This window comes from Pseudomonas sp. MF6396, from assembly GCF_002018915.1.
In the GTDB taxonomy this organism is placed as follows: Bacteria; Pseudomonadota; Gammaproteobacteria; order Pseudomonadales; family Pseudomonadaceae; genus Aquipseudomonas; species Aquipseudomonas palmensis.
This window is the reverse complement of record NZ_MVOK01000003.1, coordinates 281653-305156: the sequence shown is the minus strand read 5'-3', so window position 1 is coordinate 305156 and position 23504 is coordinate 281653. Positions and strand designations below refer to the sequence as shown.

23 protein-coding genes and 1 pseudogene are annotated in these 23504 nt (G+C 65.2%); 12 read left to right on the top strand and 12 right to left on the bottom strand.

Going from position 1 to position 23504, the window contains the following annotated elements; all coding sequences use genetic code 11:
• Positions 1-76 precede the first annotated feature (76 nt).
• Positions 77-2965, bottom strand: a complete 2889-nt coding sequence (locus MF6396_RS04775) for a ribonucleoside-diphosphate reductase subunit alpha (protein WP_043862582.1) — start codon at positions 2963-2965, stop codon at positions 77-79.
• Positions 2966-3693: 728 nt separating this feature from the next.
• Here MF6396_RS04775 and MF6396_RS04765 point away from each other — a divergent pair.
• From MF6396_RS04765 to MF6396_RS04755, 4 genes and pseudogenes are all read left to right on the top strand, one after another.
• The gene (locus tag MF6396_RS04765; protein ID WP_054914711.1) at positions 3694-4419 is read left to right on the top strand and encodes a response regulator transcription factor; all 726 of its coding nucleotides are present in this window, start codon (positions 3694-3696) and stop codon (positions 4417-4419) included.
• The gene (locus MF6396_RS04760) at positions 4416-6047 is read left to right on the top strand and encodes an ATP-binding protein (RefSeq protein WP_054914710.1); all 1632 of its coding nucleotides are present in this window, start codon (positions 4416-4418) and stop codon (positions 6045-6047) included. Before MF6396_RS04765 ends, MF6396_RS04760 begins: the two co-directional genes overlap by 4 nt.
• Positions 6040-6157, top strand: a pseudogene (locus MF6396_RS29390) (siderophore-iron reductase FhuF); the annotation flags it as partial. The gene MF6396_RS04760 and the pseudogene MF6396_RS29390, both read left to right, overlap by 8 nt.
• A complete protein-coding gene (locus MF6396_RS04755; RefSeq protein ID WP_443217193.1) occupies positions 6130-6549 on the top strand; it encodes a (2Fe-2S)-binding protein in 420 nt (139 codons plus the stop codon). The pseudogene MF6396_RS29390 and the gene MF6396_RS04755, both read left to right, overlap by 28 nt.
• A gap of 9 nt (positions 6550-6558) precedes the next feature.
• Here MF6396_RS04755 and MF6396_RS04750 read toward each other — a convergent pair whose 3' ends face one another.
• Entirely contained in the window at positions 6559-7260 is a 702-nt protein-coding gene (locus MF6396_RS04750) for a 4'-phosphopantetheinyl transferase family protein (RefSeq protein WP_078479803.1), read from the bottom strand.
• Between the two features lie 101 nt (positions 7261-7361).
• Positions 7362-8153, bottom strand: a complete 792-nt coding sequence (locus MF6396_RS04745) for a dienelactone hydrolase family protein (protein ID WP_078479802.1) — start codon at positions 8151-8153, stop codon at positions 7362-7364.
• Between the two features lie 132 nt (positions 8154-8285).
• On the opposite strand from MF6396_RS04745, the gene MF6396_RS04740 reads away from it, so the two are divergent.
• The 4 genes from MF6396_RS04740 to MF6396_RS04725 all read left to right on the top strand — a co-directional run bounded on the left by MF6396_RS04740 (position 8286) and on the right by MF6396_RS04725 (position 12647).
• Positions 8286-8888, top strand: coding sequence for a membrane protein (locus MF6396_RS04740; protein WP_043862576.1), 603 nt, complete (start codon positions 8286-8288; stop codon positions 8886-8888).
• Positions 8889-8999: 111 nt separating this feature from the next.
• Positions 9000-9677, top strand: a complete 678-nt coding sequence (locus tag MF6396_RS04735) for a response regulator (protein ID WP_043862575.1) — start codon at positions 9000-9002, stop codon at positions 9675-9677.
• Complete coding sequence (locus MF6396_RS04730) at positions 9674-11020, top strand: ATP-binding protein (protein ID WP_043862574.1); 1347 nt, start codon at positions 9674-9676, stop codon at positions 11018-11020. Before MF6396_RS04735 ends, MF6396_RS04730 begins: the two co-directional genes overlap by 4 nt.
• Before the next feature lie 298 nt (positions 11021-11318).
• On the top strand, positions 11319-12647 hold the full coding sequence (locus MF6396_RS04725) for a dicarboxylate/amino acid:cation symporter (protein ID WP_054914705.1): 1329 nt from the start codon (positions 11319-11321) through the stop codon (positions 12645-12647).
• A 111-nt stretch (positions 12648-12758) separates the two neighbouring features.
• On the opposite strand, the gene MF6396_RS04720 is transcribed toward MF6396_RS04725, so the two are convergent.
• Together MF6396_RS04720 and MF6396_RS04715 are read right to left on the bottom strand one after the other, a co-directional pair.
• Positions 12759-13253, bottom strand: a complete 495-nt coding sequence (locus MF6396_RS04720) for a SprT family zinc-dependent metalloprotease (protein WP_043862572.1) — start codon at positions 13251-13253, stop codon at positions 12759-12761.
• 128 nt (positions 13254-13381) lie between these two features.
• Entirely contained in the window at positions 13382-13981 is a 600-nt protein-coding gene (locus tag MF6396_RS04715; RefSeq protein WP_043862571.1) for a Yip1 family protein, read from the bottom strand.
• 268 nt (positions 13982-14249) lie between these two features.
• On the opposite strand from MF6396_RS04715, the gene ttcA reads away from it, so the two are divergent.
• Together ttcA and MF6396_RS04705 are read left to right on the top strand one after the other, a co-directional pair.
• Positions 14250-15074, top strand: coding sequence for a tRNA 2-thiocytidine(32) synthetase TtcA (gene ttcA / locus MF6396_RS04710; RefSeq protein ID WP_054914704.1), 825 nt, complete (start codon positions 14250-14252; stop codon positions 15072-15074).
• A 5-nt stretch (positions 15075-15079) separates the two neighbouring features.
• A complete protein-coding gene (locus MF6396_RS04705) occupies positions 15080-15751 on the top strand; it encodes a DNA-3-methyladenine glycosylase I (protein WP_078479801.1) in 672 nt (223 codons plus the stop codon).
• 114 nt (positions 15752-15865) lie between these two features.
• Here MF6396_RS04705 and MF6396_RS04700 read toward each other — a convergent pair whose 3' ends face one another.
• The 3 genes from MF6396_RS04700 to arsC are packed head-to-tail and all read right to left on the bottom strand — an operon-like array spanning position 15866 to position 17218.
• Positions 15866-16270: a DUF2069 domain-containing protein gene (locus MF6396_RS04700; protein WP_058540998.1), complete on the bottom strand. Its 405-nt coding sequence runs from the start codon at positions 16268-16270 to the stop codon at positions 15866-15868.
• Positions 16263-16868: an NAD(P)H:quinone oxidoreductase gene (wrbA, locus tag MF6396_RS04695; RefSeq protein WP_043862567.1), complete on the bottom strand. Its 606-nt coding sequence runs from the start codon at positions 16866-16868 to the stop codon at positions 16263-16265. The genes MF6396_RS04700 and wrbA overlap by 8 nt, the downstream gene beginning before the upstream one ends.
• A complete protein-coding gene (gene arsC, locus MF6396_RS04690; RefSeq protein ID WP_058540999.1) occupies positions 16865-17218 on the bottom strand; it encodes an arsenate reductase (glutaredoxin) in 354 nt (117 codons plus the stop codon). Before arsC ends, wrbA begins: the two co-directional genes overlap by 4 nt.
• Positions 17219-17305: 87 nt before the next feature.
• Here arsC and MF6396_RS04685 point away from each other — a divergent pair, with 87 nt between their 5' ends.
• On the top strand, positions 17306-17770 hold the full coding sequence (locus MF6396_RS04685; RefSeq protein WP_043862565.1) for a TlpA disulfide reductase family protein: 465 nt from the start codon (positions 17306-17308) through the stop codon (positions 17768-17770).
• Positions 17771-17855: 85 nt separating this feature from the next.
• Here MF6396_RS04685 and MF6396_RS04680 read toward each other — a convergent pair whose 3' ends face one another.
• The 4 genes from MF6396_RS04680 to MF6396_RS04665 all read right to left on the bottom strand — a co-directional run bounded on the left by MF6396_RS04680 (position 17856) and on the right by MF6396_RS04665 (position 22536).
• Entirely contained in the window at positions 17856-18248 is a 393-nt protein-coding gene (locus tag MF6396_RS04680) for an META domain-containing protein (protein ID WP_078479811.1), read from the bottom strand.
• An 8-nt stretch (positions 18249-18256) separates the two neighbouring features.
• Entirely contained in the window at positions 18257-18694 is a 438-nt protein-coding gene (locus MF6396_RS04675) for a hypothetical protein (RefSeq protein ID WP_058541001.1), read from the bottom strand.
• 31 nt (positions 18695-18725) lie between these two features.
• Positions 18726-19715 carry a 2-hydroxyacid dehydrogenase gene (locus MF6396_RS04670; protein ID WP_043862562.1) on the bottom strand — a complete coding sequence of 330 codons (990 nt, stop codon included), beginning with the start codon at positions 19713-19715 and terminating at the stop codon, positions 18726-18728.
• A gap of 67 nt (positions 19716-19782) precedes the next feature.
• Positions 19783-22536 carry a response regulator gene (locus MF6396_RS04665; protein WP_043862561.1) on the bottom strand — a complete coding sequence of 918 codons (2754 nt, stop codon included), beginning with the start codon at positions 22534-22536 and terminating at the stop codon, positions 19783-19785.
• Between the two features lie 213 nt (positions 22537-22749).
• On the opposite strand from MF6396_RS04665, the gene MF6396_RS04660 reads away from it, so the two are divergent.
• Positions 22750-23466, top strand: a complete 717-nt coding sequence (locus MF6396_RS04660; RefSeq protein ID WP_043862560.1) for a response regulator transcription factor — start codon at positions 22750-22752, stop codon at positions 23464-23466.
• Positions 23467-23504 lie beyond the last annotated feature (38 nt).

Here is a 23504-nt window from a genome sequence, read left to right as displayed (position 1 = left end):
GCCGACCTCTTCGCTGGCAAGGCCAGCGCCTACAGGGTAGGCGCAAGGCGCCGCTTGCAAGCGGCGCCTTCAGGCCTTACTGGCAGGCTTCGCAGTCTGGCTCGTCGATCGCGCAGGCTTTTGGCACCGGGGCAGGGCCGGCTGGCGCTGCCGCCTGGACCGGGGCGCTGTCACCACCGCTGGACACGGCGTTGAGCTTGCCGGTGCTGATGGTCGATTTCTCGGTGCTGGTGGCGGCCAGGGCACGGAGGTAGTAGGTGGTTTTCAGGCCACGGTACCAGGCCATGCGGTAGGTCACGTCCAGCTTCTTGCCCGAAGCGCCGGCAATGTACAGGTTCAGCGACTGGGCCTGGTCGATCCACTTCTGGCGACGGCTGGCTGCATCGACGATCCATTTGGTCTCGACTTCGAACGCGGTGGCGTACAGGTCCTTGAGCTCCTGCGGAATGCGCTCGATCTGCTGCACCGAACCATCGTAGTACTTCAGGTCGTTGATCATGACCGAGTCCCACAGGCCGCGGGCCTTCAGGTCGTGGACCAGGTACGGGTTGATCACGGTGAACTCGCCCGACAGGTTCGATTTCACGTACAGGTTCTGGTAGGTCGGCTCGATCGACTGCGAAACGCCGGTGATGTTGGCGATGGTCGCGGTCGGTGCGATGGCCATGATGTTCGAGTTGCGAATGCCTTTCTGCACACGGGCACGCACCGGTGCCCAGTCCAGGCTCTCGTTCAGGTCGACATCGATGTACTGCTGGCCACGTTGCTCGATCAGGATCTGTTGCGAGTCCAGCGGCAGGATGCCCTTGGACCACAGCGAGCCCTGGAACGTCTCGTAGGCGCCACGCTCATCGGCCAGGTCGCAGGAGGCCTGGATCGCGTAGTAGCTGACCGCTTCCATCGACTTGTCGGCGAACTCGACCGCAGCGTCCGAACCGTACGGGATGTGCTGTAGGTACAGCGCGTCCTGGAAGCCCATGATGCCCAGGCCCACAGGGCGGTGCTTGAGGTTCGAGTTGCGCGCCTGCGGCACGGAGTAGTAGTTGATGTCGATCACGTTGTCGAGCATGCGCACGGCAGTGTTCACGGTGCGCTGCAGCTTGGCGGTGTCCAGCTTGCCGTCGACGATGTGGTTCGGCAGGTTGATCGAGCCCAGGTTGCAGACCGCGATCTCGTCCTTGTTGGTGTTCAGGGTGATCTCGGTGCACAGGTTCGAGCTGTGGACCACGCCCACGTGCTGCTGCGGCGAACGCAGGTTGCACGGGTCCTTGAAGGTCAGCCACGGGTGGCCGGTCTCGAACAGCATCGACAGCATCTTGCGCCACAGGTCTTTGGCCTGGACGGTCTTGAACACCTTGATCTTGTTGTACTCGGTCAGGGCTTCGTAGTACTCGTAGCGCTCTTCGAAGGCCTTGCCGGTCAGGTCGTGCAGGTCTGGTACTTCGCTTGGCGAGAACAGGGTCCACTTGCCGTCATCGAAGACACGCTTCATGAACAGGTCGGGGATCCAGTTGGCGGTGTTCATGTCGTGGGTACGACGACGGTCATCACCGGTGTTCTTGCGCAGCTCGATGAATTCTTCGATATCCAGGTGCCAGGTTTCCAGGTAGGCACAGACCGCGCCCTTGCGCTTGCCGCCCTGGTTGACCGCAACAGCGGTGTCGTTGACCACCTTGAGGAAGGGCACGACGCCCTGGGACTTGCCGTTGGTGCCCTTGATGTAGGAGCCCAGTGCACGCACAGGGGTCCAGTCGTTGCCCAGGCCACCGGCGAATTTCGACAGCATGGCGTTGTCGTGGATCGCGTGGTAGATGCCCGACAGGTCGTCCGGCACGGTGGTCAGGTAGCAGCTCGACAGCTGCGGACGCAGGGTGCCGGCGTTGAACAGGGTCGGGGTCGAGGCCATGTAGTCGAACGACGACAACAGGTTGTAGAACTCGATCGCACGGGCTTCCTTGTCTTTCTCTTCCAGCGCCAGGCCCATGGCCACGCGCATGAAGAATACCTGTGGCAGCTCGAAGCGCACGCCATCCTTGTGGATGAAGTAGCGGTCGTAGAGGGTCTGCAGGCCCAGGTAGGTGAATTGCTGGTCGCGCTCGTGGTTGATGGCCTTGCCCAGACGCTCCAGGTCGAAGTCGGCCAGGGCAGGGTTGAGCAGTTCGAACTGCACGCCCTTGGCCACGTAGGCAGGCAGCGCCTTGGCGTACAGCTCGGCCATTTCGTGGTGGGTGGCGCTGTCGGCCACTTCGAGGAAGCTCAGGCCTTCGGCACGCAGGGTGTCCATCAGCAGGCGGGCGGTGACGAACGAGTAGTTCGGCTCGCGCTCTACCAGGGTACGGGCGGTCATCACCAAGGCGGTGTTGACGTCCTTGATGGCCACGCCGTCGTATAGGTTCTTCAGGGTTTCGCGCTGGATCAGCTCGCCATCGACTTCGGCCAGGCCTTCGCAGGCCTCGGTGATGATGGTGTTCAGGCGGTTCATGTCCAGCGGCGCGAAGCTGCCGTCGGCCAGGCTGATGCGGATGCTCGGGTGCGGCTGTACCGAGGCGTCGGCCGGAGTGCGGGTGGCACGCTCCTTGGCACGCTGGTCACGGTAGATCACGTAGTCACGGGCGACTTTCTGCTCGCCGGCACGCATCAGGGCCAGTTCGACCTGGTCCTGGATCTCTTCGATATGGATGGTGCCGCCCGAAGGCATGCGACGCTTGAAGGTGGCGGTGACCTGCTCGGTCAGGCGGGCGACGGTGTCGTGGATGCGCGACGAGGCGGCAGCGGTGCCGCCTTCAACTGCGAGGAACGCTTTGGTGATGGCCACGGTGATCTTGTCGTCGGTGTAGGCGACGACAGTGCCGTTACGCTTGATCACGCGCAGTTGGCCGGGGGCGGTGGCAGCCAGATCCTGGTTCGAATCAGCGGCCTGCGGCGCCAGCGCCTGCGGGTTCTCGCGAGTTGTGTCGGTTTGCATGGGTGTCTCCACGTTCTCTATGTTTGTTCAGATGCCTTTTGGGCACCTACCGTTCCGTCCGAAAGCTCGCCAACTTGCCCACCGGCGCATGCGCGCCTGGCCGGGCAGGGTCTACCGACTTCGGGACAGATCAGGAAAAAAAGGGGCAATCGCTTGCCGCTCCCTGGCCGAAGTCAAAGGTTCTGGGCCACGGCCCAAAAACTGTTGCTGACGGGGTTGCACTTGCAACACCCGTACCCGAAACAAGGCCCGTCGCGGGCTTGCACCGGTCGCCTTCCGCAGGAGCGGTTTGGCTGCGAATTTCAATCAAAGTTCAAGCAAAAAAAGCGCCTCTGAAGGCTTGAGTTCTCTGCTCCACTTGTGCTTGGATTTTTGTTCAAAACCCAACATGTAGTGTTTTGTCGCGCTGGGGATACAAGATAATGCGGTATCGGGGGTATTGCAAGGCAGTGGCCTGTGGATAACGTGTGGGTAGATTGTGCGTGATTATGGGCAAAGCCTTGTAGGCCGCGTCCCACCGCCATTCCACCGCTCGTCACTCTTTTTTTGCCCGGGCAAAGCGTCGCAGGGGCATTTTTGAGGGCGCGAACCCTATCACAAAAAGCGCACTTGTCCAGCGACTTTGGCGCGGCTTTTTCCGGCGCCCGGCAGTGGTAGTATCGCGGGCCAATGTTGCCCTTTATTGAAGGGCTTCACTCCAACAATAAAAAGCCCAGCCGAGGTGATCCGTGCAGCAGCCCAACAGTCAGGTGTTGATCGTCGAGGATGACGAGCGTCTAGCCGAGCTGACCCGTGACTACCTGCAAGCCAATGGCTTCGACGTGGCGGTGGAGGGCGATGGGGCGAAGGCGGCGGCGCGCATCGTGGCCGAGCAGCCAGACCTGGTGATCCTCGACCTGATGCTGCCCGGCGAGGACGGCCTGAGCATCTGCCGCAAGGTGCGCACGCAGTACAACGGGGTCATCCTGATGCTCACCGCGCGCAGCGAGGACCTGGACCAGGTGCAGGGCCTGGACCTGGGCGCCGACGATTACGTGTGCAAGCCGGTGCGCCCGCGCCTGTTGCTGGCGCGGATCAACGCCTTGCTGCGCCGCACCGAGGTGCCGGCCACCACGGGCGAGCGCCAGAGCCTGCAGTTCGGCCCGCTGCGGGTGGACAACACCCTGCGCGAAGCCTGGCTTGGCGACAACGGCATCGAGCTGACCGCTGCCGAGTTCGACCTGCTGTGGCTGCTGGTGAGCAACGCGGGGCGCATCCTGTCCCGCGAAGAGATCTTTACCTCCCTGCGCGGGGTGGGCTATGACGGCCAGGACCGCTCCATTGATGTGCGCATTTCGCGCATCCGCCCCAAGATAGGCGACGACCCCGACCACCCGCGCATGATCAAGACGGTGCGCAGCAAAGGCTACCTGTTCGTGGGCGAGGCTGCCCAGGCGCTGGGCCTGGTTGAATGAACTCGATCTTCCTGCGCATCTACGGCGGCATGCTGGCCGCCCTGGTGCTGGTGGCGTTGCTGGGCGCGCTCAGCCTGCACCTGCTCAACGAGGTGCGTGCCGAGCAGTACCGCGAGCGCCTGGCCCACGGCACCTTTACCCTGATGGCCGACAACCTGGCCCCCATGAGCGATGTGGAGCGTACCCGGGCGCTGGCGATATGGGGGCGCCTGCTGGGCATTCCGCTGGCCCTCGCCTCGATCGATCAGGCCGCCCTCGACGGTAGCCAGCGCACCCGCCTGCAACGCGGGCATGTGCTGGTGCAGCGCACCGGCCCCCATGCGGCGCGGGTGCTGCGCCAGGTGCGCGGGCAGAACCTGTTGCTGACCGGCGAGGTGCAGCAGATCAGCGAGCAACTGGCCCGCGCCACCATCTACCTGCTGGCCGACGAACTGGTGCGCTACCCGGTGGGCGAGCAGCCGCAGCGCCTGGCCGAACTCAAGCAGAGCAAGGGGTTCGGCTTCGACCTGCGCCTGCTCAGCCTCGACCAGACCGACATGGACGGCGACCAGCGCCGTCGCGTCGACGAAGGCGACACCGTGATGGCGCTGGGCAAGGACGGCAACTCGATCCGCGTGTTCGCCGGCATGGTGGCCACGCCCTGGGTGCTGGAGATCGGGCCGCTGTATCAGATGAACCCGTATCCACCGCAGATGCTGCTGGTGATCGCGGCGCTGGGGCTGTGCCTGATCGGCCTGATCGTGTACCTGCTGGTGCGCCAGCTGGAGCGGCGTCTGTCGGGCCTGGAGGCGGCGGCCACGCAGATTGCCCAGGGTAGCCTGGACGTGCGCGTGGCAGCGGACGACGCCGACTCGGTGGGGCGCCTGGCCGCGGCGTTCAACCATATGGCCGGGCACCTGCAGCAATCGCTGAACATGCAGCGCGAACTGGTGCGGGCGGTGTCCCATGAGCTGCGCACCCCGGTGGCGCGCCTGCGCTTTGGCCTGGAGATGGTCGAGAACGCCAGCAGCGAGCACGCCCGCGAGAAATACCTGCTGGGCATGGACAACGACATTCAGGACCTCGACCGGCTGGTCGACGAGATGCTCACCTACGCACGTCTTGAGCAAGGGGCGCCGGCCCTGAACTTCCAGCGTATCGACCTGGACGCCTTGCTCGACCAGGTGATTGCCGAACTGGCGCCGCTGCGCCGCGAGGTGCGGGTGCTGCGCGGGCCGTGCCAGGGCGGCGAGCAGGGGGCGTGGGTCGAGGCCGAGCCGCGCTACCTGCACCGCGCCCTGCAGAACCTGGTGAGCAATGCGATGCGCCACGCCGAGTCGCAGGTCAGCCTGAGCTATCAACTGGGCGCCCAGCGCTGTCGCATCGACGTCGAGGACGATGGGCCGGGGGTGCCGCAAAGCGCCTGGTCGCGCATCTTCACGCCCTTTACCCGCCTGGACGACAGCCGTACCCGCGCCTCCGGCGGGCACGGGCTGGGCTTGTCGATCGTGCGGCGGATCATCTACTGGCATGCCGGGCGCGCCCTGATCGGCAAGAGCGAGCGCCTGGGTGGTGCCTGCTTCAGCCTGAGCTGGCCACGCGCGCATGACGCGGAGCAGGCGCAGGAGGACGGCCTTGAGGCTCGCTGAGCTGTTGCGCCCCGACGCCTTCGATGCCCTGCTGCTGGGGCTGTACGGCCCCGAGCTGATGCCGGCGCAACGGCCGGTGCTGGTGTCGCAATGGTCCAAGTACTACTTCGCCGTGCTGTGGCGTGCGGCCCTGGTCGGGCGCGCCCCGTTGCAGGTTCAGGCGCTGGCGGTGACGCTGGATGGGCGCGGCCTGCCAACCGACCTGTCGACGTCCGCGGCGGTGGGCGGTGTGGTGGCGGTACTGGAACGGCACCTGCCAGCCATCGTCGAGCAACTGGTCGTGCTGGGCAGCGTGCCGGCGGCGGTGTTGTGGGGCAATGCCGGTGACTGCCTGGAGCAGATTGCAGGTGAGCGGCCCGAGGTCCAGCGGTTGCTGGATACGCCCGGCAACCCGCTGTACGGCGCGGTGCGCTACACCCCTGACGGGCGGCGGGTCAGGCGCACCTGTTGCCTGAGCTACAAGGTCGAGTGGGTTGGGCGCTGCGCGCAGTGCCCGCTGTAAGCCTGCGGCTCACACGCTGACCAGGCTCAGCAACTGATCGCCCTGCAGGCTGAACTGCCCCTGGATTTCCCGGCCGTGGCACCACAGCGGCGACAGGTCGGTGAGCAGGCGCAGGCGGGCGTGGCCATCGGCGGACCACTCCAGCAGTTCGGCGTGCTCGAAATAGAAGCGCTTGCGCACGATGGGGTACAGCGCCTTGAACAGGCTTTCCTTGAGGGAGAAGGTCAGCGTGGTGGTCAGGCTCAGCTGGCTGCGGTCCATGCGCTGCAGCTCATCGGCAGTGAGGATTTCGCCCATCAGGCGTTCGGCGCGTTCGGCCTCCAGCAGGTTTTCCTGGTCCAGGCCCAGGCCCTGGCAGTCGCTGCTGCGGGCCACCACGGCGGCCGCCCAGCCCTTGCCGTGGGTGATCGAGCCGCTGATGCCGGCCGGCCATAGGGGGGCGCGGTCGTCGCCGGTGGCGGGCAGGTAGTCGCGCCCGTCCAGGCGCTGCAGGGCGGCGCGGGCGCACACGCGGCCGGCCAGGTACTCGGCCTGGCGCTTGGCCACCGAGCGTTGCAGGCTGGGGGTGGGTTCGATGGCGGCGCGCCGGAAGTCATCGGCGGCGAGGTTGGCCGGGTCGAAGGCGCAGCTGACCAGCACCGCACCGGGGACCGGGTGGGGCAGGGGCCAGTGGTGCTGGAGCGGGGCGCAGCAGTGCGGGAGTCGATTCATGGGCGCTATTGTGCCGTGGCCCACGAGCCTTCGCCAGCAACGCTGGCACCTACAGGTTCACGCGGCCTGCCGCAGGAGCCAGCGTTGCCGCCAAGCGGGCTTCAGTCAAACACCTTCTTCAAGAACACCTGCAGGTCTGCCCACGAGCTTTCATCGGCGGCCTTGTCATAGCCGATATCCGGCCCGCCGTGCTCGCCGTGGCTCAGGCGGTCGGCATCCGGGTTGGTGAAGCCATGCTTGGCCCCCGGGATGCTCACGAACTTCAGGTCGGCGCCGGCTGCCTCCATCTCCTTCCTGAACGCAGCCACCTGCTCGGGCGTGACCATGCTGTCGCTGGCGCCATGCTCCACCAGCAACGGCGCCTTCACACTGCCGCTGGTTGCCGGCGTGGCCGTCACCAGCGCTCCGTGAAAGCTCGCCACCCCCGCCAGCGGCTCACTGCGCCGCGCAGCGTCCAGCACCACCTTGCCGCCGAAGCAGTAGCCGATGGCGGCGATCTTGTCGGGGTTGGTCTGCGGTTGGATCTTCAGCAACTCGACCCCGGCATCGAAGCGTGTTGCCGCCGTCTTCGGGTCTTTCAGGGCCGCCGCCATGAACGCCTGCGCATCGGCCGGGTGCTCGGTGTTCTTGCCGTCGCCATACATGTCGATGGCCAGCGCGCTGTAGCCCAGCCCGGCCAGGTCGCGGGCGCGGCGCTTGGCATAGTCGTTCAGCCCCCACCATTCATGCACCACCACCACCCCGGGACGTTCGCCCTTCACGGCGTCGTCATAGGCGTAGTAGCCCACCAGGCGCTTGCCGTCGGCGTCCTGATAGTCGATCTGGCGGGTTTGCACCACGGCCTGGGCCAGGCCAGTGGCGCCGATCAGGGCAAGTGCGAGCAGGTAACGCATGGTCAGTCTCCTTTTTTCCGTTGATGCCCGCTCGTTCAGCCGGGGTTCAGCCAGCATTCAGCGGCGGTTCAGGGCGCCCTGCTTACTCTAGCTCCCACACAAACACCGCGCATCACTCTGGAGTACACACTCATGAAAAGCCTCAATACCGTACTGATCGCCATCACCATGCTGGGTGCCAGCTCCCTGGTACAGGCTGCCGACACCACCTTCGCCGGCCTCACCTACGGCCAGACCAGCGACAAGATCAAGAAGTCCGGCCTGCTCAGCAGCAACACCGACCACCTCAACACCGACGGCATCATCAGCAAGGACGGCACCTGGGGTGCGCGCATTGGTCAGCAGAACGACCAGGGCCGCTACTACCTCACCTACGACAACGTCTCCAACAACCACAGCGGCCTGAAAATGCGCCAGGAAAACCTGCTGGGCAGCTACGACGTGTTCTATCCGCTGGGTAGCAGCACCAAGGCATTCGGCGGTGCGAGCCTGGGCGTGACCAAGCTCAGCCAGGAATCCTCCGGCTACAGCCGCGACACCGACACCGGCTACGCCTACGGCCTGCAGGCTGGCGTACTGCAACAGGTCAGCAGCAATGCTTCGGTCGAACTGGGCTACCGCTACCTGCGCAGCAACGCCACCACCGAACTGTCCGAGCACGACGGCGACAAGCTCGGTGCCCTGCGCCTGAAAAGCAGCGCGCAAACCTACCTGTCGGCCAACTACCTGTTCTGAACCCCCGCGCAATACCCGAACCGGCCTTCACTCTGGCCGGTTCGCTGTTATTCTGCCGTTATGTAGCGAGATGCCCGGCCAAGCAGGCCGGGCCTGGTTATGGAGGAGCGTATGAAACTGCTGGTGGTCGAGGATGAAGCCCTGTTGCGGCATCACCTGTTCAGCCGTCTGAGCGAAAGCGGGCATGTGGTCGAAGCGGTGGCCAATGCCGAGGAGGCGCTGTACCAGGCCGAACAGTTCAATCACGACCTGGCCATCGTCGACCTGGGCCTGCCGGGCATGAGCGGGCTGGACCTGATCCGCCAACTGCGCAGCCAGGGCAAGACATTTCCTATCCTGATTCTCACCGCCCGTGGCAACTGGCAGGACAAGGTCGAAGGCCTGGCCGCCGGTGCCGACGACTACGTGGTCAAGCCGTTCCAGTTCGAAGAGCTGGAGGCGCGCCTGAATGCGCTGCTGCGCCGCTCCAGCGGCTTCACCCAGTCGACCATCATCGCCGGCCCCCTGCGCCTGGACCTCAACCGCAAGCAGGCGCTGCTCGATGACCAGCCCCTGGCATTGACCGCCTACGAATACCGCATCCTCGAATACCTGATGCGCCATCACCAGCAGGTGGTGGCCAAGGACCGTCTGATGGAGCAGCTGTACCCCGACGACGGCGAGCGTGACCCCAACGTGATAGAAGTGCTGATCGGCCGCCTGCGCCGCAAGCTCGAGGGCGACAACGGCTTCAAGCCCATCGACACGGTACGTGGCCTGGGCTACCTGTTCACCGAGCGCTGCCTGTGATTCGTTCGCTGCGCCTGCGCCTGATGCTGGCCGCAGCGGTGCTGGCGCTGCTGTTCATGCTGGCCCTGTTGCCGGCCCTGCAGAAGGCCTTCAGCCTGGCCCTGCAGGAGTCCATCGAGCAGCGCCTGGCCTCGGACGTGACCACGCTGATCTCGGCGGCGCGCATAGACGGCGGCAAGCTGCAGATGCCCGATCTGCTGCCGGACGAGAAATTCAACCTGCCCGACAGCCGCCTGCTCGGCTACATCTACGACCGCCAGGGCAACCTGGTGTGGCGTTCGCGTGCCACCAACGACGAGAACATCAACTACACACCCCGCTACGACGGACGCGGCAACGAGTTCGCGCGCATCCGCCAGGACCACGGCGAGGAGTTCTTCGTCTATGACGTGGAGGTCAAGCTGCTGGGCGGCAAGAGCGCGGCCTTCAGCATCGTTGCCCTGCAACCGGTGCGCGAGTACCAGCAAACCCTCAACGGCCTGCAAGAGAAGCTCTACCTGGGCTTTGGCGCGGCGCTGCTGGCCCTGATGCTGCTGCTCTGGGCCGGGCTGACCTGGGGCCTGCGCTCGCTGCGGCGCATGAGCGTGGAGCTGGACGACGTGGAGTCCGGCGCCCGCGAGGGCCTCAGTGCCGAACACCCGCGCGAGCTGTTGCGCCTGACCGGCTCGCTCAACCGCCTGCTGCGCAGCGAGCGCGAGCAGCGCGGGCGCTACCGCGACTCGCTGGATGACCTGGCGCATAGCCTCAAGACCCCGCTGGCGGTGCTGCAAGGGGTCAGCGAAAGCATGGCCCAGCGCGAAGGCGAGCGCGAGCAGGCGCGGGTGCTGCAGAGCCAGATCGAGCGCATGAGCCAGCAGATCGACTACCAGTTGCAGCGCGCCAGCCTGCGCAAGAGCGGCCTGGTGCGCCACCAGGTGGCCTTGCACCCGCTGCTCGACAGCCTGTGCAGCACCCTGGCCAAGGTCTACCGCGACAAGCAGGTGCACATCACCTATGCAGTGCCCGACCAGGCACTGGTACCCATGGAGCAGGGCGCATTGCTCGAACTGCTCGGCAACCTGCTGGAAAACGCCTACCGTCTGTGCCTGGGGCAGATCCGCATCAGCCTGCGGGTCAGCGACACGGCGCTGGAGCTGTGTGTCGAGGACGACGGCCCCGGCGTACCGGTGCACCAGCGCGAACGTATCCTGCAGCGGGGCGAGCGCCTCGATCGCCAGTACCCGGGGCAGGGCATCGGCCTGGCGGTGGTCAAGGACATCATCGAGAGCTACGACGCCACCCTCACTCTCGACGATTCGCCCCTGGGCGGCGCAGCCTTCCGTATCCGCTTTCCGCTCGACTGAGCGCCTGCCACATTCCGCCCAGTGGGCGGATTACCGCCATCATCGGGTCTATTCTTTGAGTGCCGGGCGGAAATCCGCCAACTGGCGCGTCCTGCCTTGCTGCCTTGCGGTGCACGAAATGCCCTGAAACAGGGTGTTTGCACCGCCTTGGCACATCCTGGCATCAGCCTTGCTATTGACTCCGCAGAGCATTGCCACGCAGCTCGACACAACAAATCCCTCCAATGCAGGAGGGTTCGCGCTTTAGGTGCCGATCGCCTCCTGGGAAGGATGGGCCGGCACATTGAGGAAAATAGCCATGACGACGCGTCAGCCGCTGTACAAATCGCTGTATATCCAGGTGATCATCGCCATCACCATCGGTATCTTGCTGGGTCACTTCTATCCCGACACCGGTGTGGCGCTCAAGCCGCTGGGTGACGGTTTCGTCAAACTGATCAAGATGGTCATCGCCCCCATCATCTTCTGCACCGTGGTCAGCGGCATCGCCGGCATGCAGAGCATGAAATCGGTCGGCAAGACCGGCGGCTACGCGCTGCTCTACTTCGAAATCGTCTCGACCATCGCGCTGATCATCGGCCTGGTCGTGGTCAACGTGGTCAAGCCGGGTGCCGGCATGCACATCGACGTGACCACCCTCAACGCCAGCAGCGTGGCTGCCTATGCCGCCGCCGGTGCGCAGCAGACCACCGTCGGCTTCCTGCTCAACATCATCCCCAACACCGTGGTCGGTGCCTTCGCCAACGGCGACATCCTGCAGGTGCTGATGTTCTCGGTGATCTTCGGTTTCGCCCTGCACCGCCTGGGTGCCTACGGCAAGCCGCTGCTGGACCTGATCGACCGCTTCGCCCACGTCATGTTCAACATCATCAACATGATCATGAAGCTGGCCCCGATCGGTGCCTTCGGTGCCATGGCCTTCACCATCGGCCAGTACGGCGTGGGTTCGCTGGTGCAGCTGGGCTACCTGATGGCCTGCTTCTACATCACCTGCCTGCTGTTCATCCTGGTGATTCTGGGCGGTATCGCCCGTGCCCACGGTTTCAGCGTACTCAAGCTGATCCGCTACATCCGTGAAGAGCTGATGATCGTGCTCGGCACCTCGTCGTCCGAGTCGGCCCTGCCACGCATGCTGGCCAAGATGGAGCGTCTGGGCGCGAAGAAATCGGTGGTTGGCCTGGTGATCCCGACCGGCTACTCGTTCAACCTGGACGGCACCTCGATCTACCTGACCATGGCTGCGGTGTTCATCGCCCAGGCCACCGACACCACCATGGACATCACCCACCAGATCACCCTGCTGCTGGTGCTGCTGGTGGCCTCCAAGGGTGCTGCAGGCGTTACCGGCAGCGGCTTCATCGTGCTGGCCGCGACCCTGTCGGCGGTCGGCCACCTGCCGGTTGCCGGCCTGGCGCTGATCCTGGGTATCGACCGCTTCATGTCCGAAGCCCGCGCCCTGACCAACCTGATCGGCAACGCGGTGGCAACCGTGGTGGTGGCCAAGTGGGTCAACGAACTGGACGAAGACAAGCTGCAAGCCGAGCTGGCTTCGGGTGGTTCGCCGCTGGTCGACACCCGTCCTACCGACGACCTGGGTGTCGCCGAAGGTGCGGTGCGCCAGGGCTGAGGTTAGCCAAACGCAAAAAGCCCATCTTCGGATGGGCTTTTTTTTGTGCCTGTGCAGGCGTCTTCGCCGCAAGGCCGGCTCCTGCAGGGCGCTGGCTTGCCGGCGAGGCGTCTACTCCACCCGCGTCTCGCCGGTGAACACCAGCGTCTGCCGACACCGCCGGCACAGATACCGCCGCCCCTGGCGCACCAGCCCGTGGCGCTGCGCCGAGAACGGAAAGTCACTGCCCGCACATGGGCACTTGTAGATGTAGCGGGTCACGCTGCGGCGCTTGACTGCATAGTTGTGGCAGCGGTTGGGTGGCAGCTCGTACACCCCGCGCATGATCAGCTGCCACTCCTCGCCATGGGGCTGGATGCGGTCGCCGAACAGTTGATGCGCCACCAGGTGCGCGACTTCGTGGGGCACGGTCTGGCGCAGGAAGTCTTCACTGTTCTCGCGGTACAGCTGCAGGTTGAAGCGCAGCAGGTTTTCGTGCAGGTGCGCGACACCGGCCTTCTGCCCGCGCAGCTTGAAGCTCACCTCGGGACGCAGGAAGGGGCGCTTGAAAAAACTTTCGGCTTGCTGGTAACAGCTTTCGACGCGGGAATTGAGCAGCTCTGGCATATCGGTTGGACACTCCTGGCCGGCAATTATGCCGCAACCCGGGCGGCGCTGCCGAGACCGCTGGTCCGCACAGCATCAAGCCGCCTTGCGGCGGCCTGATGGGTACAGCCCCTAGGTTGGCGTATTGTCTAGCTGGTATAGACGGGCCCCACGCCCAGTCCCCAGACGATCACGGTGAAGGCCATGATGGCAACCAGCACCACCAGCCCCACCGCCAGCACCGAACTCGAGAACAGAAAGCCCTCGTCGGACGGGATGTTCATGAAGGTCGGCAGGCCCACGTACAGCAGGTACACCGTGTAGCAGATGGCTGCCGTGCCGACGATCATTCCCAGCCACAGGTGCGGGTACAGCGCCGCCAGGCCGCCGATGAACAGCGGGGTGGCGGTGTAGGTGGCGAACGCGATGCATTGGGCCATGCTCGGGGTGGCGTCGTAGGTGCGCGCCATCCAGTGGATGAAGGCGCCCATCACCGCGACGCCGCCCAGCATGGCCAGGTAGGACATCACGGTCATCCAGATCGCACTGTCGACGGTGAGCATGACCGGTGCGCGGTTGCCGATCACCCAGCCCACCTGGGTGGTGCCGATGAACGCGGAAACGGCGGGTATCGCCGCCAGTATCAAGGTGTGGGTCAGGTACATGTGGCTGATGGTTTCGTCTTCGCCACGGATTTCTTTCCATTCCTGGTCAGGATGGGTGAACAGCCCCAGAACGTGATGGATCATGCCAGTCACTCCCTCGTTGTTGCCATCGCCCCCCAGCGGAGCGCTTGCGCGGCCCAGTGGCTGGGCCTGACGGGATCAGGTCACGCTTGCTGTGGCCTTATGACGCAGTATAGGAAGGGGTTCGCTGCACAAATCCGCTTTTTTAGAGCAAATTGCGCTGTAAGCGCGGCGCTTCATTTCCTTGCAGTCTTTATCGGATGGGCTACGCGAGCGTCAGGTTTGTGCGTAAAATGTGCCGCTTTTGTCACACCTTGCGGATTCAATCGCCATGGGCACCCTTTCGGTCAACCAGAACAAACTGCAAAAACGCCTGCGTCGCCTTGCCGGCGAAGCCGTCGCCGACTTCAACATGATCGAAGAGGGCGACAAGGTCATGGTCTGCCTGTCGGGCGGCAAAGACAGCTACACCATGCTCGATGTTCTGCTGCACCTGCAGAAAGTGGCGCCGATCAAGTTCGACATCGTCGCGGTCAACATGGACCAGAAGCAGCCAGGCTTCCCCGAGCACATCCTGCCGGCCTACCTCGCGACCCTGGGCATCGAGTACCACATCGTCGAGAAGGACACCTATTCGGTGGTCAAGGAACTGATCCCGGAAGGCAAGACCACCTGCTCGCTGTGCTCGCGCCTGCGTCGCGGCACGCTGTACACCTTCGCCGACGAGATCGGTGCGACCAAGATGGCCCTGGGGCATCACCGCGACGATATCGTCGAGACCTTCTTTCTCAACATGTTCTTCAACGGCACGCTCAAGGCCATGCCGCCCAAGCTGCGCGCCGACGACGGTCGCAACGTGGTGATCCGTCCGCTGGCCTACTGCGCCGAGAAGGACATCCAGGCCTACTCGGACATGAAGCAATTCCCGATCATCCCGTGCAACCTGTGCGGCTCGCAGGAAAATCTGCAGCGCCAGGTGGTCAAGGACATGCTGGTGGAGTGGGAGCGCAAGACCCCGGGACGCACCGAGAGCATCTTCCGCGGCCTGCAGAACGTGGTGCCGTCGCAGCTGGCGGACCGCAACCTGTTCGACTTCACCAACCTGCGCATCGATGAAACCGCCACCCCGCGGTTTGTCGATGTGCTGAACCTCTGACCGGCATGCGCGATTATCAGTGGCTGCATGAATTCTGCCTGAACCGCTTCGGTTCGGCGGCGGCGCTCGAGGCGCACCTGCCCGAGCCGTTGAGCCCGGCGCAGCTGCGCCGGATCAGCGACGACCGCTACCTCTCGACCATGGCCCTGCGGGTGTTTCGCGCCGGGCTCAAGCACAGCCTGGTGGATGCCAAGTGGCCGGCGTTCGAGCAGGTGTTCTTCGGCTTCGACCCAGAGAAGGTGGTGCTGATGGGTGCCGAGCACCTGGAGCGGCTGATGCAGGACACCCGCATCATCCGCCGCCTGGGCAAGCTCAAGAGCGTGCCGCGCAATGCGCAGTTCATGCTCGACGTGGCCAGGGAGAAGGGCAGTTTCGGTGCGTTGATCGCCGACTGGCCGGTGACCGACATCGTCGGCCTGTGGAAGTACCTGGCCAAGCAGGGCAACCAGATGGGCGGGCTGTCGGCGCCGCGTTTTCTGCGCATGGTCGGCAAGGACACCTTCGTGCCGAGCAATGACGTGGTGGCGGCGCTGGTGGCGCAGGATGTGATCGACCGGCAGCCGACCAGCCAGCGCGACCTGGCCACCGTGCAGCAGGCGTTCAACCAGTGGCATGCCCAGAGCGGGCGGCCGATGTGCCAGTTGTCGATGATGCTGGCGTATACCGTCAACCATTGAGATCGACGGTGTCGCAATCGCCTGTAGGAGCTGGCCTTGCCAGCGAAGGCCGCAACGCGATTCAGTCTGATGCTACAGGGCTGCGTTGCAGCCCTTCGCCGGCAATGCCGGCTCCTACATTGCCACCCGCCGCTCATACTGAAAGCGCCAGCGCACAAACAGCAGCGCACTCACGAACAGCACCAGGCTGATCCCCACTTCCAGCCACCCCAGCAGCGCCCGCGCCGGGTCGAACGCGGCCAGCACGCCCTTGATGAAGTACAGGTTCACCACGAAGCACGTCCACGCATGGGCCCGTGCACTGCCCATCAGCATGCCCGGCAGCACCAGCAGCAACGGCACCAGCTCGATGGCCAGGATCACCCCCACGCGCGCGCCGTGCAGGTTGGCGAACCACAGGTTGTTCACCGTCAGCAACGCCATCAGGCTGAAAAACGCCACCAGGCTCAGCACCCGGGTAGCGCGCACACGTGGCTCCAGCCACTCCAGCGGCGGCAGCACCTTGGGCTTCTTAGCCACGGCCGTTCTCCAGCAGTTTGGCAGTGCTCGCCAGGCGCTGGCCCAGGGCACGGCACAGGGCGATCTCGTCGGCGTCCAGGTCGCGCTTGCCATCGGCCCCGGCATGGTGGCTGGCGCCATACGGCGTGCCGCCGCCCCGGGTGTCGAGCAACGCCGATTCGCTGTAGGGCAGCCCCATGATCAGCATGCCGTGGTGCATCAGCGGCAGCAGCATCGACAGCAGGGTCGACTCCTGGCCGCCATGCAGGCTGGCCGTGGAGGTGAACGCCGCCGCTGGCTTGCCCACCAGCCCGCCACTCAGCCACAGGCTGCTGGTGCCGTCGATGAAATACTTGAGCGGCGCGGCCATGTTGCCGAAGCGCGTCGGGCTGCCCAGGGCCAGGCCCGAGCAATGGCGCAGGTCGTCGAGGGTGGCATACAGCGCGCCGTTCTCGGGGATGTCGGGGGCCACCGCTTCACACTCGGTGGAAATCGCCGGCACCGTGCGCAGGCGCGCCTCCAGCCCACCCAGTTCGACGCCACGGGCAATCTGCCGGGCCATTTCGCTGGTGGAGCCGTGGCGGCTGTAGAACAGGATCAGGATATAGGGCGCGCTCACGGCAGAATCTCCAGCACCTTCTCGGGCGGCCGGCCAATCACGGCGTTGTCGCCCGCCACCAGGATCGGGCGTTCGATCAGCTTGGGGTGCCGGGCCATGGCGTCGATCAACTGGTCGTCGCTCAGGGCCGGGTCGGCCAGGCCCAGAGTCTTGAATTCGTCTTCGCCACTGCGCAGCAGCTGGCGCGCGCCGATGCCCAGCTTGCCGAGCAGGGCCTTGAGGGTGGCGGCGTCGGGTGGGGTTTCCAGGTAGCGCACCACCTCCGGGGTCAGGCCACGGGCTTCGAGCAATTCCAGCGCGCCACGGGACTTGGAGCAGCGCGGGTTGTGATACAGGGTCAGTTCGGTCATGTTCGGGGTCGCATCCGGCAGGGGGTGGCGGCTATTCTAACCGCAGCGAATTGGCATTTTGCCTGAATCTTGAAGAAGGATTGACCCATGACAAGGCGATTGGCAGCAGCCCTGGCCATCACCGCGAGCCTGTTGCTCGGCGGATGCGGTGTGGACTACGGCCTCGACCAGAACGGCAATGCGGTGAAAGCCGAGCAGATCGAAGGGCGCTGGGTGGTGCTCAACTACTGGGCCGAATGGTGCGGGCCGTGCCGCACCGAGATCCCCGAACTGAACGCAGCCGCCAAGGACTGGCAGGCGCAGGGGATCACCGTACTGGGGGTGAATTTCGACGGTTTGCGCGGCGATGAGCTGAAAAAGGCTAGCCAGGCGCTGGGCATCGACTTCACCGTGCTGGCCGACGACCCGGCCGAGCGCTACGACCTGCCGCGCAGCGAGGCGCTGCCGGTGACCTACATCATCGACGACAAGGGCAAGGTGCGTGAGCAGTTGATGGGCGAGCAGACGGCCGAGGGGCTGGCCGAGAAGATCAAGGTGCTAAAGGGCGCCTGATCGGCGGTGCGCCCATCGCGGGTCAAGCCCGCTCCCACAGCGTTGTGGGGGCGGGCCTGGGCCGCGATGCAGGCGATGCGGTCTGTCAGCCTTCCTCAGGCCAGAAGCGCAGCGGTTTGCCCTGTTCGGGCCAGAAGCGCACCTGCTCGATCGGCGAGATGTCCCAGCGTTGCACGGTCTCCAGCGCCTTCAGAAAGCGCTTTTCCTGCTCCATCAGCGCCGGCGCGCACTGCTTGCGCGTGCTGCCCACCGGGCCAAAGCTGAGTTTCTCGCCGTCCAGCGTATACGGCGCAAACCAGTGGTTGCAGCCGGCATTGCCATACGCCCGGCCATCCTCGGCCAGCGTCAGGGTCAGGTGGCTGTAGTCGATCAGCGGACGTTCGCCAATCCACTCCAGCACGTAGCTCTGTTCCTGTTGCAGCTTCATCGGCTCGGCTGCGCAACCGGCCAGGGTCGCGACCACCGCTGCACAGACCATCACGGGTTTCACTTTGCAGCCTCCTGGCATTTCGGGCACAGGTGCTTGTCGCCCTGTGTGCACCAACCCAATTCGGCGATGCGCGCCACGGCCGCCGGCTTCTGCGCCTTGGTGCCCAGTTTGGCATCCACGGCGAATTCGAAGTCCAGGGTGGCCTGGCAGCCATCGCAGTTGACCTGCCATGCATGAATCGCCAGCTCGCCGAACACCGGGCCCGCCGCTACCGCCACCCACTGGCCGGTGGGGTTGATCAGGTGGCGCACGGTCTCGACCGTCAGGCGCATCGACAGGGTCTTGCTGCCCTTGAGGGTCACCAGCAGTACGTCGCCTTTCTGGATCGAGCCACCGTTGCCGGTGACCTGATAGCGACCGGGTACCAGCGAGCGGCATTCGATCAGGGTGTGTTGCGGATTGAACAGGGTGTAGCGGAAATCGTGTTCGACCATGGGTCCTCCAAATATGGCGCGTATCCTAGCATCATCCCTCGACCAGATTCTGCGGATTGCCTGCCGCCCAGCGGGCAATGTTCTCCAGCGTGGTGGCGGCGATCGCCGCCAGTGCCTCGCGGGTCAGGAAGGCCTGGTGCGCGGTCACGATCACGTTGGGGAAGGTCAGCAGCCGCGCCAGCACGTCGTCCTGCAACGGCAGGTCGGAGCGGTCCTCGAAAAAGATCTGCGCCTCCTCCTCGTACACGTCCAGCCCCAGGTAGCCGAGCTGGCCGCTCTTGAGCGCGTCGATCAGCGCCGGTGTGTCGACCAGCGCGCCGCGCCCGGTATTGATCAGCATGGCGCCCGGCTGCAGGCTGGCCAGGCTCTGCGGGTTGATCAGGTGCCGGGTCTGCGGCGTGAGCGGGCAGTGCAGGCTGATGATGCGCGATTCGCGCAGCAGCTCCGGCAGGTCCAGGTAACGTGCACCCAGCGCCTCCACCTCGGGGTTGGGGTAGGGGTCGTACGCCAGCAACTGGCAGCCGAAGCCTGCCATGATCCGCGCAAACGCCAGGCCGATCTGGCCGGTGCCGACCACGCCGACGGTCTTGCCGTGCAGGTCGAAACCGGTCAGCCCGTGCAGGCTGAAATCGCCCTCGCGAGTGCGGTTGTAGGCACGATGCAGGCGGCGATTGAGGGCAAGAATCAGGGCCACGGCGTGTTCGGCCACCGCATGCGGCGAGTAGGCCGGCACCCGCACCACCGTCAGCCCAAGGCGCTTGGCGGCGGCCAGGTCGACATGGTTGTAGCCGGCCGAGCGCAGCGCGATCAGGCGCGTGCCGCCGGCCTTGAGGCGGCTCAGCACCGGCGCCGAGAGGTCGTCGTTGATGAACGCGCACACCACCTCGTAGCCTTCGGCCAGTGCCGCGGTGTCTTCGGTCAGGCGCGCGCCTTGAAAGTGCAGCGCCAGTTGCGTGGCCCCTGGCGCGCTGCTGAAGCTGTCCTGGTCATAGTGTTGGCTGCTGAAGAGCAAGGCTTGCATGGCATGGTTCCCAAGGGTCGGATGCCGTCAGTGTAACCAACCGGCAAGGCCCGGGCCTTGCCAGAGATCAGGCGCTCTGGCGGGCCACGGTCGTCAGGCGGTTGATGGCCTGGTCCAGTTCGTCGAGGGCACGCTGGGCCTCGGGGTCGTCCTGCTTGAGCAGGGTTTCGCTGCGCTGGCAGGCGGCGCGCAGCTGCGGTACGCCGCAATAGCGCGTGGCGCCATTGAGGCGGTGCACGCGCTCGATAGTGGCGTGGCGGTCGTCGGCCTCGCGGGCGCAGCGGATCGCGTCGCGGTCGGCATCCAGCGAAGCCAGCAGCATGGCCAGCATGTCGGCGGCCAGGTCCGGCTTGCCTGCCGCCAGGCGCAGGCCTTCCTCAGGGTCCAGCACCTTCAGGTCGTTGCCGTCGACCGGCAGTTCGGCGCCGCGCTCGTTGGTCGGGCTGCCCAGTTGCAGGCCGGTCCACTTCAGCACCACCTGGGCCAGCTGGCGCTCACTGATCGGCTTGGTCAGGTAGTCGTCCATGCCGCTGTGCAGCAGGGCGCGCTTCTCGTTGGCCATGGCATGCGCGGTCAAGGCCACGATCGGCAAGGCCGGGGCGCTGCGCGTGGCCTCCCACTGACGGATCTGTTCGGTGCATTCGCGCCCGTCCATCACCGGCATCTGCACGTCCATCAGCACCAGGTCGAAGTGCTCGTCCTGCACTGCGCTGATCGCCGCATGGCCGCTGTCCACCGCCAGCACATCGGCGCCGAGGTCTTCGAGCAGGGTCTGCACCAGCAGCAGGTTGGCCGGGTTGTCGTCCACGCACAGCACTCGGGGCTGGCGCTGGCCGCTGGGCACCTTGTATTCGCCGCTGGTACGCCTGGGCTGCACCAGCTCGAGCAGGGCCCGGCGCACCTTGCGCGTACACGCAGGCTTGGCGTGCAGCTGGCCGTGGGCATTGGGCAGGTGCGGGTGGTACAGCGCCTGTTCGGTGGTGGGGCACAGCACCAGGGCCTGACAGGCAAAGTGCTCCAGGCGCTGGATGTACTGGCCCAAGCGCTCGGGCGCCAGCGATTGCAGGTTGACCCCCATGATCGCCAGCTCGAACGGCTGGCCGGCAAGGAAGGCGGCCTCGATGCCCTTGAGCAGCTGCTCGCTGGTGGTGAAGGTGGTCACGTCCAGGCCGCAGTCCTGCATCTGGTGCGCCAATGCCTGGCGGGCCAGTTCGTGGTCGTCCACGATTGCCATGCGCCGGCCTTGCAGCGCCTGGGGTGGCAGGTCCTCGGCGTCGTCGCGGGCCTTGGGCAGGTTGAGGCTGATCCAGAACTGCGAACCCTCGCCCGGGGTACTGTCGACGCCGATCTCGCCGCCCATCTGTTCGATCAGGCGCTTGGAGATCACCAGCCCCAGGCCGGTGCCGCCGGGCTGGCGCGACAGCGAGTTGTCGGCCTGACTGAAGGCCTGGAACAGGGCACGCACATCCTGGCTGGACAGGCCGATGCCGGTGTCCTGCACGCAGATGCGCAATTGCACGCTGTCTTCGGTTTCGTCATCGAGCATGGCGCGGGCAACGATGGTGCCTTCGCGGGTGAACTTGATCGCGTTGCTCACCAGGTTGGTGAGGATCTGCTTGAGCCGCAGCGGGTCGCCCACCAGCGACAGCGGGGTGTCGCGGTACACCAGGCTGACCAGTTCGAGCTGCTTGGCGTGGGCCGCCGGGGCGAGGATGGTCAGGGTGTCCTGGATCAGGTCGCGCAGGTTGAACGGGATGCTGTCGAGCACCAGCTTGCCGGCCTCGATCTTGGAGAAGTCGAGGATCTCGTTGATGATGCCCAGCAGGCTGTCGGCGGATTTTTCGATGGTACCCAGGTAGTCGAGCTGGCGCGGGGTCAGTTCGCTTTTCTGCAGCAGGTGGGTAAAGCCCAGGATGCCGTTGAGCGGCGTGCGGATCTCGTGGCTCATGTTGGCCAGGAATTCGGACTTGATGCGGCTGGCTTCCAGGGCTTCCTTGCGCGCCATGTCCAGCTCGATGTTCTGGATCTCGATGGTCTCAAGGTTCTGGCGCACGTCCTCGGTGGCCTGGTCGATGCTGTGCTGCAGCTCTTCATGGGCGTTGTGCAGGGTTTCGGCCATGCGGTTGATGCCATTGGCCAGTTCATCCAGCTCATGGCTGCCCAGGCTCGGCAGGCGCTGTTCGAGGTTGCCGTCCTTGAGCTGGTTGACCGCGAACTTGATCTGCCCGATGGGGCCGTTGATGGTGCGGCTCATGCGCAGCGCCAGCAGGGCGGTCGCGCCCAGGCCCACCAGAATCAGCAGCAGGCTGGCGAACAGGCTGCGGTAGCCGCGCAGCAGCGTGCCATCGTGGGACAGCTCGATCTCGACCCAGCCCAGCAGGCGGTCGGCTTCACCGGGAACCCGTTCGCCGGCCAGCTCGCGATGGCGGCCGAACACCGGCAACAGGTAGCGCGTGGCATCGTTGCCGCTGCGTTGCAGCAACTGGGTGCCGCCACCGCTGGGCTGCTGGTTGAGCATGCTCGGGCCGGCGTGGGCCAGGTGGCTGCGGTCGGGGTGCAGAAACGACACGGCGCGCACGTCGGCCTGCTCCAGCGCCTCGGCGGCGATGCGCTCGAGCTGCGCCGAATCGTTGCGGGCCAGCACCGGGGCCACCAGGGGCGCCAGTTGCTCGGCGATCATGCGACCGCGTTGCAGCAGCTGGGCCTGCAGTTCGCTTTGCTGCAACCAGGTGAAGTAACCACCCAGCACCAGTGCCATCATGCTGGCCGGGAGCAGGGCGAGCAGCAGTACGCGGCTTCTGATTCCCAATCGATTCAGCACGCCCACTCTCCTGTGCTCGGTTAGCGCTGTAGGACCTTCGTCGGCATGTTCCGACGACCCAACTCTGAAAATTACCGCGACTGTGTATCTAATGCACTCATTTGTATCTGTTTTTGTCGATTGTAGGAGGCGTAGGTGCTTTTGTCGGCGCGTGTTGCTTGCATGGGGGGAATGCTCAATAATCGAGCGATTGAGAATTGCTAGCACCAGCCAATGAATCCCGTCGCCATTAACGCCTCAAACATACTTGCCATCGAGGACGATCCGGTCCTGGGTGCCCACCTGCACGAGCAGCTCGAGCGCAGCGGGTTTCTGGTGACCTGGTGCCGCGATGGCCGCGAAGGGCTGCAGATGGCTCGCCAGCGCAGCTTCGATGTGGTGCTGATGGATATCCTGCTGCCCGGCCTGAACGGGCTGGATGCCCTGGCGCGGCTGCGCGAGAAGAGCTCGATACCGGTGATCCTGATGTCGGCGCTGGGCGCCGAAGGCGATCGCATCACCGGCTTCCAGCGCGGCGCCGACGACTACCTGCCCAAACCGTTCAGCATGGTCGAGCTGCGCGTGCGCATCGAGGCGATCCTGCGGCGGGTGGCGCTGGAGCGCCGGCACCAGCCGGGGGAGGGCACGCCCGCGGGCGAACTGGTGTTCGATGAACTGGCCTGCGATGTGCTCCACGGGCAGCAGCGGGCCGGCCTGACCTTAAGCGAGTACCGCCTGCTCGACACCCTGCACCGCAGCCATGAAGAGGTGTTGAGCAAGGCATTCCTTTATCAGCACGTATTGCAGCGCGGCTATGCCCGGCATGACCGCAGCCTGGACATGCACGTGAGCCAGATCCGCCGCAAGCTCAAGGCCATCGGTTACCTGGAGCGCCAGGTGCGCACGGTGTGGGGCAAGGGCTATGTGCTCAGCGCCAGCGAGGACCTGTAGGTGCTCAGCCGTCATTCCCTGTTCTGGAAGCTGGCCTT

Coding starts and splice junctions, on each gene's coding strand:
- MF6396_RS04775 (WP_043862582.1), bottom strand. CDS start 2,965: ATGCAAACCGACACAACTCGCGAGAACCCGCAGGCGCTGGCGCCGCAG.
- MF6396_RS04760 (WP_054914710.1), top strand. CDS start 4,416: ATGAACTCGATCTTCCTGCGCATCTACGGCGGCATGCTGGCCGCCCTG.
- MF6396_RS04750 (WP_078479803.1), bottom strand. CDS start 7,260: ATGAATCGACTCCCGCACTGCTGCGCCCCGCTCCAGCACCACTGGCCC.
- MF6396_RS04745 (WP_078479802.1), bottom strand. CDS start 8,153: ATGCGTTACCTGCTCGCACTTGCCCTGATCGGCGCCACTGGCCTGGCC.
- MF6396_RS04740 (WP_043862576.1), top strand. CDS start 8,286: ATGAAAAGCCTCAATACCGTACTGATCGCCATCACCATGCTGGGTGCC.
- MF6396_RS04735 (WP_043862575.1), top strand. CDS start 9,000: ATGAAACTGCTGGTGGTCGAGGATGAAGCCCTGTTGCGGCATCACCTG.
- MF6396_RS04725 (WP_054914705.1), top strand. CDS start 11,319: ATGACGACGCGTCAGCCGCTGTACAAATCGCTGTATATCCAGGTGATC.
- MF6396_RS04720 (WP_043862572.1), bottom strand. CDS start 13,253: ATGCCAGAGCTGCTCAATTCCCGCGTCGAAAGCTGTTACCAGCAAGCC.
- MF6396_RS04715 (WP_043862571.1), bottom strand. CDS start 13,981: ATGATCCATCACGTTCTGGGGCTGTTCACCCATCCTGACCAGGAATGG.
- ttcA (WP_054914704.1), top strand. CDS start 14,250: ATGGGCACCCTTTCGGTCAACCAGAACAAACTGCAAAAACGCCTGCGT.
- MF6396_RS04705 (WP_078479801.1), top strand. CDS start 15,080: ATGCGCGATTATCAGTGGCTGCATGAATTCTGCCTGAACCGCTTCGGT.
- arsC (WP_058540999.1), bottom strand. CDS start 17,218: ATGACCGAACTGACCCTGTATCACAACCCGCGCTGCTCCAAGTCCCGT.
- MF6396_RS04685 (WP_043862565.1), top strand. CDS start 17,306: ATGACAAGGCGATTGGCAGCAGCCCTGGCCATCACCGCGAGCCTGTTG.
- MF6396_RS04680 (WP_078479811.1), bottom strand. CDS start 18,248: ATGGTCTGTGCAGCGGTGGTCGCGACCCTGGCCGGTTGCGCAGCCGAG.
- MF6396_RS04675 (WP_058541001.1), bottom strand. CDS start 18,694: ATGGTCGAACACGATTTCCGCTACACCCTGTTCAATCCGCAACACACC.
- MF6396_RS04670 (WP_043862562.1), bottom strand. CDS start 19,715: ATGCAAGCCTTGCTCTTCAGCAGCCAACACTATGACCAGGACAGCTTC.
- MF6396_RS04660 (WP_043862560.1), top strand. CDS start 22,750: ATGAATCCCGTCGCCATTAACGCCTCAAACATACTTGCCATCGAGGAC.